Genomic DNA, 10743 nt, shown 5'->3' on the forward strand with positions numbered 1-10743 from the left:
CGCCCTCGTCGGCGGCACGCTCGTCACGCCGGCGACGGCCGGAGCACCCACCGCCACGACCGGCGCACCCGCACCGGAGCAGGCCGACCAGGCGCGCGGGGGGCACGGTCGCGACGCCGTCCGGGGCGCGGTCGACGCGCTCGTCCGCGACGACGGGTTCCCCGCCGCGCTCGCGTCGGTCCGCGACGAACGCGGGCGCTCCCGCCACCTCGTCGCCGGGGTCGGCGACCTCACCACGGGCGCGCGGGTCCCGACGGACGGCCAGGTCAGGTTCGCGAGCAACAGCAAGACGTTCGTCGCCGTCGCCGTCATGCAGCTGGTCGGCGAGGGGAAGATCGAGCTCGACGCACCGATCGGCACGTACCTGCCGGGCCTGGTCGACAACGGGCGCGACGGTGCTGAGCGCGTCGACGGCGCGACCATCACGGTCCGGCAGGTCCTGCAGCACACGAGCGGGATCCCCGAGTACCTCGACGTGCTGCTCTCCGACGGGCTGTCAGGCGTCGACGCGATGATCGACACGTACGTCCAGCCCCGCGCACTGCTCGACGCGGCCATGACGCGACCTGCCACGTTCGCGCCGGGCTCGTCGTGGTCGTACAGCAACACGAACTACGTGATCGCCGGGCTGCTGGTCGAGGAGGTCACCGGGCGCCCGCTGCACGAGGTCCTCACGCAGCGCGTCATCGAGAGGGCCGGCCTGCGCGACACGTACCTCCCCGCGGTCGGCGAGCGCGAGATCCGCGGCCGCCACCCGCACGGCTACCACTCCGACACCCCCGGTGGGACGCTGCGCGACGTCACGGAGCTCGACCCGAGCGCGGCGTGGGCCGCAGGGGACGTGATCGGAACCCCGAGCGACCTGATCCGCCTCTACACCGCGATCCTCGACGGCCGCCTGGTCGGCGCGGCGGAGCTCGCCGAGATGCAGAAGACCGTGCCCGTGCCCGCCGAGTGGGGTCCGATGCGGTACGGCCTGGGGATCGCCGAGACGGCGCTGAGCTGCGGCGGCGTCGCGTGGGGTCACGGCGGCGACATCTTCGGCTACTCGACGCGCGAGGGCGTGACGACCGACGGCCGCGCCGCGTCCGTGGCGGTCACGGCGCTCCCGTCGTCGGTCTCGGACCCGGCTGCCATGCAGCACGTCGACGCGGTCATCGACACGGCCCTCTGCGCGTGATCGCCCCGGCCCCCCGCCGGACCTGACCCCGTCCGCACGCACGACGCACGACGCACGACGCACGACGAGAACGACATCAGCGCCGCCAGGGAGCCCCTCCGCGGCGCTGATGTCGTTCTCGGCGCGGGTGGGTCGACGCCAGGCGACGCAGGAGCGTGAGGGGTCGGGTGGGCTCGGCGGGGCGGTCAGGGGGTGGGGTCGTCGGCCAGGCGGCGCAGGAGCGTGAGGAGCTGCGCGCGCTCGTCGGGGGCGAGGCGGTCGAGGCGGCCGGCGACGCCCTCGTGGCGCCGGGCGGAGACGTCGGCGAGGAGCGCGCGGCCGGCGTCGGTGAGCTCGATGAGGGTGGCACGGCGGTCGGTGGGGTCGGCGATCCGGCGGACGAGACCGTCGGCCTCGGCGGCGTCGACCTTCGACGTGACCGACCGCGGGGCGACGTCGAGGGCGGACGCGACGTGCCCGAGCCGCAACGGTCCGTCGCAGTGCTGGAGGACGCGCAGCATCCGGACCTGCCCGGGCGCCTGGCTCGCCGGCCCGAGCGACGAGGTGGCGGAGCGGCGGATGTCACGCAGCAGCCGGTGCAGGAGGTCGAGCAGCTCCGCGGACTCGTCCCCCGCGGTCGGCCCGGCGATCGCGGGCGCGGGGGCCGGGTCGGTGGCAGCGTCGTCGTGCGGGCTCACGGCCGTGACGGTACCCCCCTCGCGAACAGTTGTGAACCAACGACATAGTGAGTTAACCTCAGCATCGCGTGCTCACCCGGCACGTCCCCCCCGCACGAAGGGAGACGCCTCATGTCTCTCCCCCACCACCCCGGACCCGCGCCCACCGGCATGGGTCGCGGCGGCGGCAACCCGCAGATGCGCGGCTTCGCCCGCGACCGGTCCGTCAGCCGCCGACGCCTCTCGCGCGCCACCCTCCGCCGGATCCTCACCTTCGCCCGGCCGCACCGCCGCGCCCTCGCCGTCTTCCTCGTCCTCATCACGCTCGAGGCCGGCGCCGGCGCGCTGCCGCCGCTGCTGTTCAAGCACCTCATCGACGACGGCATCACGCAGGGCGACACGCGCCTGGTCGTCCTCATCGCCGTCGCGGTCGCCGCGCTCGCGGTGCTGTCCGCCGGGCTCGCCGTCGCCGACCGCTGGGTGTCGTCCCGCATCGGCGAGGGCCTGATCCTCGACCTGCGCACCGCGGTCTTCGACCACGTGCAGCGCATGCCCCTCGCGTTCTTCTCCCGCACCCGCACCGGCGCGCTCGTGCAGCGGCTCAACGGCGACGTCCTCGGCGCGCAGCAGGCGTTCACCTCGACGCTGCAGAACGTCGTGAGCAACGCGCTCACCGTCGTGTTCGTGCTCGCCGCGATGCTGTCCATGTCGTGGCGGCTCACGCTGCTCTCCCTGATCCTGCTCCCGCTGTTCGTCCTGCCCGCCCGCTGGTTCGGGCCCCGCATCGCCGCCGTCACGCACGAGTCGTACGAGCTCAACGCGCAGGCCGCGCAGACCATGCAGGAGCGGTTCAACGTCGCGGGCGCCCACCTGGTCAAGGTGTTCGGCGACCCCGAGCGCGAGTCCGCCGCCTACGCCGAGCAGGCCTCCCGCGTCCGCGACATCGGCGTCAAGCGCGCCCTCTACGGCACGTGGTTCCGCGTCGGCCTCACGACGCTCGCCGCGATCGCGACCGCGATCGTCTACGGGCTCGGCGGCCTCGCCGCGATCCAGGGCGAGCTCACCGTCGGCGTCGTCGTCGCGCTCGCGTCGTACCTCGGCCGGCTCTACGGCCCGCTCACCGCGATGTCGAACGTGCAGGTCGACGTCATGACCGCGCTCGTCAGCTTCGAGCGCGTCCTCGAGGTCCTCGATCTCGAGCCCACCGTGACCGACGCGCCGGACGCGCACAACCTCCGCAACGACGTCGCCGCGCGCGGCGCGAGCGTCGAGCTCGACGCCGTGGGCTTCCGCTACCCCACCGCCGACGAGGTGTCGCTCGCGTCGCTCGAGTCCGTCGCGACGCTGCGTGCCGACACCGCCGAGGACACGCTCGGCGACGTCTCGTTCACGGTGCCCGCCGGGCACCTCGTGGCACTCGTCGGCCCGTCGGGCGCGGGCAAGACGACGATCTCCCAGCTCGTCACGCGCATGTACGACCCGACGCGCGGCTCGGTCCGCATCGCGGGTGCCGACCTGCGCGGCGTGACGCTCGACTCGCTGCGCGCGACCGTCGGCGTCGTGAGCCAGGAGGCCCACCTCTTCCACGACACCATCGCGGGCAACCTGCGGTTCGCCCGGCCCGACGCGACCGACGCCGACCTCGAGCGCGCGCTGCGCCAGGCGCACGTGTGGGAGCTCGTGATGCGCCTGCCCGACGGGCTCGAGACCGTCGTCGGCGACCGCGGCTACCGCCTGTCCGGCGGCGAGCGCCAGCGGCTCGCGATCGCGCGGCTGCTGCTCAAGGCGCCCGACGTCGTCGTGCTCGACGAGGCCACGGCGCACCTCGACTCCGAGTCCGAGGCCGCCGTGCAGGCCGCGCTCGACGAGGCCCTCGTGGGCCGCACGTCGCTCGTCATCGCGCACCGGCTGTCGACGGTCCGCCGCGCCGACTCGATCGTCGTCGTCGACCGCGGCCGCGTCGTCGAGCACGGCACGCACGCCGAGCTCGTCGCCCGCGGCGGCCTGTACGCCGACCTCTACCGCACCCAGTTCGCCGCGGACACGGTCGACGCCGCCTGACCCGTCAGCGGTGGGACGTGCGGACCAGGCCGCCCGCGACCGTCTGGACGAGCGCGTCCTCGATCGCCGCCGCGCGCCAGTCGGGGCGCAGCGCGTCGGGACCGTCCGTCGCGGCCCACCGTCGCCAGGCCGTCCCCGCGTACGACCCGGCGTACGCCGCACCGAGCCCGACGAGCGCGGCGACGACGTGCGATCCGGGACTCCGCCGCTCGACGACCGACAGGGCGACGGCACCCAGTGCTCCCCCGACGAGCCGGCCGGTGAAGGCGGGGAACGCGGTCCGCGGCGGCGCCGACGGCAGCTTGTCCCCGGCCGTCTCACCCAGCACCGCGAGAGCGGCGAGCCCGCGCAGCAGCGCCGGTCCTGGACCGTGCCGCCCGCGCGTCCCCGCGCCGACGGGCACACGGATCGCTGCGGAGGCGCGCCCGCCGACGGCGAGCCCGAGGACGGCGGACCGGATCACCACACCCATGCGCCGTGTCTACGCGCCCGACGCCGCTCCGGCATCTCGACCGCGTCTTCCCCGGCGGAGGCGGCCGTCAGGTCAGCGGAAGCGGCCCAGGTGGATGCCCACGAACGCGAGGGCGGCGATCGTCTCGCCGTCGCGGATCGTGCCGTCGGCGACGAGCGCCAGGACGTCGGCGAACGGCACGGTCCGCACGGTGTCGATGCCCTCCTCGACCCGCCCGTGCCCGTCGTCGTCGACGAGCGGCGACAGCCCGCGCGCGAGGAAGACGTGCTCGGGCGCGTCGGCGATGCCGTTGAGCGCGTCCATCCGCCCGACGGCGGTCCACGCGCGCGCGGCCAGGCCGGTCTCCTCCGCGAGCTCGCGCTGCGCGGCGACCAGCGGGTCCTCGCCGTCGGTGCCGCCCGCGGGGACCTCGACCGAGACGGCGCCGGTCGTGTAGCGGCGCTGCGACACGAGCACGACCTCGTCGTCGTCGGTGAGCGCGACGACGAACACCGAGTGGTTGCGCACCTCGACGACCCCGTAGACGCCGGGTCCGCCGTCGGGGCGCAGCACCTGGTCCTCACGCACGCGGATCCACGGGTTCTCGTAGACGACGCGGCTCCCGGTGGTGGTCCAGCCGGCGTGCTCGCTCACAGGTCGGCGGGGTCGACGAGGAAGTCGGCCTCGTCGGCGATCTCCCCCCCGAGCACCCCGTGGAGGGCGCGCGTCACGGCCTGGACCTGCGGTGCGGCGCGGCCGCGCGCGACCTTGTGCGGGAACGACGGCTTCTCCATCTCGAGCTCCTCGACGAGGAGCGGCTCCCAGTGCACGCGGTACGCGACGACGCCGTCGGCGGTCCACGGCAGGTCGCGCAGGAGCGGCGGGAGCTCGGTCTCGGCGGCGGCCTCGACGGCGATGGTGCCGTCGACGCCGAGGTCGACGAGGATCCCGTAGGACTCGGCGGGCGGCGGCGACGCGACCATGAGCTCGTCGAACGCGGCAGCCTCCGCCATGAGGCGGGCGCGCTCGACCTCGTCGTCGACGCCGAACTGCTCGAGCGCGGCGCGCAGCCCGGAGCCGCCGGCCTCGGTGATGCCGCCGGCGCCGCTGGTCGACCCGCGCCCGACGCCCGCCATGGGTCCGTCCCAGCGGGACGTGGGCTCGGACAGCCGCGCGCGCGGCACGACGGTCTGCACGACGGACAGCGCCTCGGCGGGCTCGAGCCAACGGTCGGTCAGCAGCGTGAGGTCGATCGCGCCGTCGACGTCGGGCGTGAGCACGACGCCGGACCCGCCGACCCGCACGGCACCGCCGAGCCGCCGCGCGCACGCGACGAGCCACTGCACGACGCGCTCCTCCTCGCGGACGGGCAGGCCGTCGGGGAACGCACGCTTGAGCCCGTCGCGGTCACCGCCCGGGTAGGGGCGCTCGCCGCGCTCGCGCGGGCAGTCGAGGTCGTAGACGACGGCGGTCGACGCGGGCAGCCCGAGTCCCACGGCGTCCTCGGGCGACACGCTGAACGGCCCGCTGAGCGCGGACAGCCGCGCGAGGCGCAGCGCGCGCACGGCGGGTGCGGCGGAGACCGCGCGGATGCCGAGCGCGGCGGTCACGGGTCGCACGAAGCCGCGCTGCTGGGGCACCTCCTGCGTCGACTCCTCCCAGTGCGCCTGCGCGAACCGGGAGATCGCGAGGACCTCGATCTCGTCGACCTCGATCCCCTCGGGCAGCCCGAGCAGGTGCCGGTCGCGGATCGAGGCGTCCTTGACGTTCAGCCGCGGGGGTGCGTCGGCCATCCGCTCAGACCTGCGTCCGGTGGAACGACTGGAAGGACCGCGACGCGGTCGGCCCGCGCTGGCCCTGGTAGCGCGAGCCGTACGCGGCGGAGCCGTAGGGCTGCTCGGCGGCGGACGTCAGGCGGAAGAAGCAGAGCTGGCCGATCTTCATGCCGGGCCACAGCAGGATCGGCAGGGTCGCGACGTTCGACAGCTCGAGCGTGACGTGCCCGGAGAAGCCGGGGTCGATGAAGCCCGCGGTCGAGTGCGTGAGCAGCCCGAGCCGGCCGAGCGACGACTTGCCCTCGAGCCGCGCGGCCACGTCGTCGGGCAGCGTGACCTGCTCGTACGTGGAGCCGAGGACGAACTCGCCGGGGTGCAGCACGAACGGCTCGCCGTCCTCGACCTCGACCAGGCGCGTGAGGTCGGGCTGGTCGGCCGACGGGTCGATCACCGGGTACTTGTGGTTGTCGAACAGCCGGAAGTACCGGTCGAGGCGCACGTCGATGCTGGACGGCTGGAGCATCGCCGGCTCGTACGGGTCGAGCCCGACGCGGCCCGACTCGAGCTCGGCCCTGATGTCACGGTCGGAGAGCAGCACGGGCCCACGGTAGTCGCCCGGACGCCCGTCCGGTTCACCCCGCCCGGGGCTGTGGACACGCGTCGCCCGCGCGCGCTGCACGGACGTGCGGAGGGGCGACGTTCTCGATATCGCCCCCGGCGGCTATCATCCTTCCGTGAGGCGCGTGGGAGCGCTCTCGCACCGATCAGACGCCGCGTCAGACAACCCGACGACGGACCGCGCCGACGCGGATCCACGGGGGAGGCGGGCACGGACGTCTCCGAGCACCCGAGGAAGTCCAATGCGGTTCGGCCACTTCGACGACGCGGCGCGCGAGTACGTCATCACGACGCCCCACACCCCCTACCCGTGGATCAACTACCTCGGGTCTGAGCAGTTCTTCTCGCTGCTCTCGCACCAGGCGGGCGGGTACTCGTTCTACCGCGACGCCAAGATGCGCCGCCTCACGCGCTACCGCTACAACAACATCCCCGCCGACGCGGGCGGCCGCTACCTCTACGTGAACGACGGCGGCGACGTGTGGACCCCGTCGTGGCTGCCGGTGAAGGCGGACCTCGACCACTTCGAGGCGCGGCACGGCCTGGGCTACTCGACGATCACCGGTGAGCGGAACGGTCTGCGCGTGCAGACCCTGTTCTTCGTCCCGCTCGGCGAGAACGCCGAGGTGCAGAAGGTCACCGTCACGAACACGTCCGACGCCCCGAAGTCGGCGACGCTGTTCTCGTTCGTCGAGTTCTGCCTGTGGAACGCGCAGGACGACCAGACGAACTACCAGCGCAACCTGTCGATCGGCGAGGTCGAGGTCGAGCAGGACGGCCCGCACGGCTCGGCGATCTTCCACAAGACCGAGTACCGCGAGCGCCGCGACCACTACGCCGTGTTCGGCGTGAACACGCGTGCGGACGGCTTCGACACGGACCGCGACACGTTCGTCGGCGCGTACAACTCGCTCGGCGAGGCGGCGGTCCCGCGCGCCGGGCGGTCCGCGAACTCGGTCGCGTCGGGCTGGTACCCGATCGGCTCGCACTCGGTCGTCGTCGAGCTGGCCCCGGGCGAGTCCCGCGAGCTCGTCTACGTGCTCGGCTACCTCGAGAACGCGGACGAGGAGAAGTGGGCCGACGACGCCCACCAGGTCGTCAACAAGACGGGCGCGCACGCGCTGCTGGGCCGGTTCGCGACGAGCGAGCAGGTCGACGCCGCGCTCGAGGCGCTCAACGCCTACTGGACGAACCTGCTGTCGACGTACTCGGTGTCGAGCACCGACGAGAAGCTCGACCGGATGGTCAACATCTGGAACCAGTACCAGTGCATGGTCACGTTCAACATGTCGCGCTCCGCGTCGTTCTTCGAGACGGGCATCGGCCGCGGCATGGGCTTCCGCGACTCCAACCAGGACCTGCTGGGCTTCGTCCACCTGATCCCGGAGCGCGCGCGCGAGCGGATCATCGACATCGCGTCGACGCAGTTCGCGGACGGCTCGGCGTACCACCAGTACCAGCCGCTGACGAAGCGCGGGAACAACGACATCGGCTCGGGCTTCAACGACGACCCGCTGTGGCTCATCGCCGGCGTCGCCGCGTACATCAAGGAGTCGGGCGACTGGAGCATCCTCGACGAGCCGGTGCCGTTCGACAACGAGCCCGGCTCCGAGGTCCCGCTGTTCGAGCACCTCACGCGCTCGTTCCAGTTCACGGTCCAGAACCGCGGCCCGCACGGCCTGCCGCTGATCGGCCGCGCCGACTGGAACGACTGCCTCAACCTCAACTGCTTCTCGACGACGCCCGGCGAGTCGTTCCAGACGACCGAGAACCAGGCGGGCGGTGTCGCGGAGTCCGTCTTCATCGCCGCGCAGTTCGTGCTGTACGGCGCCGAGTACGCGAACCTCGCGGAGCGTCGTGGCCTGGCCGACGTCGCGACCGAGGCGCGCAAGTACGTCGACGAGGTCCGTGCCGCGGTGCTCGAGCACGGCTGGGACGGCCGGTGGTTCCTCCGGGCCTACGACTACTACGGCAACCCGGTCGGCACCGACGCGAAGCCCGAGGGCAAGATCTGGATCGAGCCGCAGGGCTTCGCCGTCATGGCGGGCATCGGCGTCGGCGACGGCCCGGACGACGCGGACGCCCCGGCGATCCAGGCGCTCGACGCGGTCAACGACATGCTCGGCACGCCGCACGGCCTGGTGCTGCAGTTCCCGGCGTACACGACGTACCAGATCGAGCTCGGCGAGGTCTCGACGTACCCGCCCGGCTACAAGGAGAACGGCGGCATCTTCTGCCACAACAACCCCTGGGTGATCATCGCCGAGACGGTCGTGGGGCGCGGTGCGCAGGCGTTCGACTACTACAGGCGGATCACCCCGGCGTACCGCGAGGAGATCTCCGACACGCACAAGCTCGAGCCGTACGTGTACGCGCAGATGATCGCGGGCAAGGAGGCGTCGCGCGCCGGCGAGGCCAAGAACTCGTGGCTGACGGGCACGGCCGCGTGGAACTTCGTCGCGGTGTCGCAGTACCTGCTGGGCGTCCGGCCGGACTACGACGGCCTGGTCGTCGACCCGCAGATCGGCCCCGACGTCCCGTCGTACACGGTCACCCGCGTGGCCCGTGGCGCGACGTACGAGATCACGGTGACCAACTCCGGGGCGCCAGGTGCGCGCGGTTCGCTGACCGTGGACGGTGCCCCGGTCGAGGGCAACACCGTGCCCTACGCTCCCGCGGGGGCGACGGTCCGCGTCGCCGTGACGGTCTGAGCACGGCCACGAGGGACGGGGCAGGGACATGACGTTGCTCGACGCGGCGCCCACCGAGGTGCGCACGGACGACCCGCGGGTCGTCACGATCGCGGACGGCGCCTGGGCGGTCGACGTCCTCCCGGGCACCGGCGCGTCGCTCGGTGCGGGCCGCATCCGCACGTCGGACGGCGTCTGGCGCGACCTGCTCCGTCCCACCAGCCGGGGCGGCCGCGGGGTCGTCGAGAAGTGCGCGAGCTTCCCGATGATCCCGTGGTCCAACCGCGTGCGTGACGGCGCGCTGACGTTCCGCGGCCGGACGCACCGGCTGCAGCGTGACTGCGCCGACGGCACCGCGATCCACGGTGCCGTCCGGTACGCGCGGTGGGACGTGCTCGACCGGACGCCCGGGTCGGTCACGGTGGGCATCGACACGCGCGAGCACGTCGGGATCAACTTCCCGTGGCACTTCACGTCGACGATCACGTACGCGGTGCGCGGCGGGACGTTCGAGGTGACGACGACGCTGCGGAACGTCGACGGCGAGGCGTTCCCGGGCGGCTTCGGGCACCACCCGTACTTCCAACGGTCGCTCGCACCCGTCGGCGCGGTCGCCCCGCGCCCGCTCGGCCACCCGGTCGTGCAGGTGCCCGCGCACGCGTGCTACCCGGGTGTGCCGATGCCGACCGGCCCGTCGGGGCCGCTCACGCCGCGCGCGGACTTCCTGGCCCCGCGCGTGCTCGACGGCGCGTTCATCGACGACGTCTACAACGCGCGCGACACCGACAAGCCGATCACCATCCGGTACGAGCAGCCGGACGTGACCGTCGACCTCACCGCGGACCCCGTGTACGAGCACCTGGTGTTCTACGCGCCGCGCGGTCGCGCGTACTTCGCGATCGAGCCCGCAACGAACGTCAACGACGGCGTCGCGCTGTTCGAGGCCGGCGTGCCCGGTACCGGCGTCTTCGTGCTCGAGCCCGGTGAGGAGCGCACGGGGTCGTTCGCGATCGCCGTCACGGTCTGACCGCTGGCGCCTGACGCCCGGGCCGCACCACGGTGCGCGCGGGTGTCGTCGTGGCCAGCCGCAGCGTGCCGGCGATATAGTCATCATCCTTGACGATCATTTGTGTTGACCGTCATGGTGCGTGACGAAAGGTCGCGATGTCCCCCTCGCCCGCCACTGACCTCGGTGCGCTCGCCGCCCGCGTGCGCACCGCGCTCGACGACGAGACCACGCACCGTCTGGCCGCCGCCGGGCACGCCGGCCTGCGCCCGCTGCACCGCACCGTGCTCGCCGCGCTCGACGACG

Annotated in this window: 9 protein-coding genes; 4 read left to right on the forward strand and 5 right to left on the reverse strand. The window is 73.2% G+C overall.

Annotated features, from left to right (window positions below):
* Nucleotides 1-1180 (forward strand): serine hydrolase domain-containing protein (locus CTKZ_RS04905; protein WP_148090457.1); only part of this gene is annotated, 1180 nt, incomplete at its 5' end.
* Nucleotides 1181-1365: 185 nt separating this feature from the next.
* Here CTKZ_RS04905 and CTKZ_RS04910 read toward each other — a convergent pair.
* Nucleotides 1366-1857 (reverse strand): MarR family winged helix-turn-helix transcriptional regulator, encoded by a 492-nt coding sequence (locus tag CTKZ_RS04910; RefSeq protein ID WP_124341904.1) that lies wholly within the window; start codon nt 1855-1857, stop codon nt 1366-1368.
* 111 nt (nt 1858-1968) lie between these two features.
* On the opposite strand from CTKZ_RS04910, the gene CTKZ_RS04915 reads away from it, so the two are divergent.
* The gene (locus tag CTKZ_RS04915) at nt 1969-3897 is read left to right on the forward strand and encodes an ABC transporter ATP-binding protein (protein ID WP_124341905.1); all 1929 of its coding nucleotides are present in this window, start codon (nt 1969-1971) and stop codon (nt 3895-3897) included.
* Nucleotides 3898-3901: 4 nt separating this feature from the next.
* Here the strand turns inward: CTKZ_RS04915 and CTKZ_RS04920 are convergent, their stop codons facing one another.
* From CTKZ_RS04920 to dcd, 4 genes are all read right to left on the reverse strand, one after another.
* Entirely contained in the window at nt 3902-4369 is a 468-nt protein-coding gene (locus CTKZ_RS04920) for a hypothetical protein (protein WP_124341906.1), read from the reverse strand.
* 72 nt (nt 4370-4441) lie between these two features.
* The gene (locus CTKZ_RS04925; RefSeq protein ID WP_124341907.1) at nt 4442-5002 is read right to left on the reverse strand and encodes an NUDIX domain-containing protein; all 561 of its coding nucleotides are present in this window, start codon (nt 5000-5002) and stop codon (nt 4442-4444) included.
* The gene (locus tag CTKZ_RS04930) at nt 4999-6141 is read right to left on the reverse strand and encodes a hypothetical protein (protein WP_124341908.1); all 1143 of its coding nucleotides are present in this window, start codon (nt 6139-6141) and stop codon (nt 4999-5001) included. Before CTKZ_RS04930 ends, CTKZ_RS04925 begins: the two co-directional genes overlap by 4 nt.
* A 4-nt stretch (nt 6142-6145) precedes the next feature.
* Nucleotides 6146-6721 (reverse strand): dCTP deaminase, encoded by a 576-nt coding sequence (dcd, locus tag CTKZ_RS04935; RefSeq protein ID WP_124341909.1) that lies wholly within the window; start codon nt 6719-6721, stop codon nt 6146-6148.
* Between the two features lie 262 nt (nt 6722-6983).
* Between dcd and CTKZ_RS04940 the strand changes: the two genes are divergently transcribed.
* Both CTKZ_RS04940 and CTKZ_RS04945 read left to right on the forward strand, forming a co-directional pair.
* Nucleotides 6984-9452: a glycoside hydrolase family 94 protein gene (locus CTKZ_RS04940; protein WP_124341910.1), complete on the forward strand. Its 2469-nt coding sequence runs from the start codon at nt 6984-6986 to the stop codon at nt 9450-9452.
* 28 nt (nt 9453-9480) lie between these two features.
* Nucleotides 9481-10458, forward strand: coding sequence for an aldose epimerase family protein (locus CTKZ_RS04945; RefSeq protein WP_124341911.1), 978 nt, complete (start codon nt 9481-9483; stop codon nt 10456-10458).
* Nucleotides 10459-10743 lie beyond the last annotated feature (285 nt).

It is taken from the genome of Cellulomonas algicola (assembly GCF_003851725.1).
Taxonomy (GTDB): domain Bacteria; phylum Actinomycetota; class Actinomycetes; order Actinomycetales; family Cellulomonadaceae; genus Cellulomonas; species Cellulomonas algicola.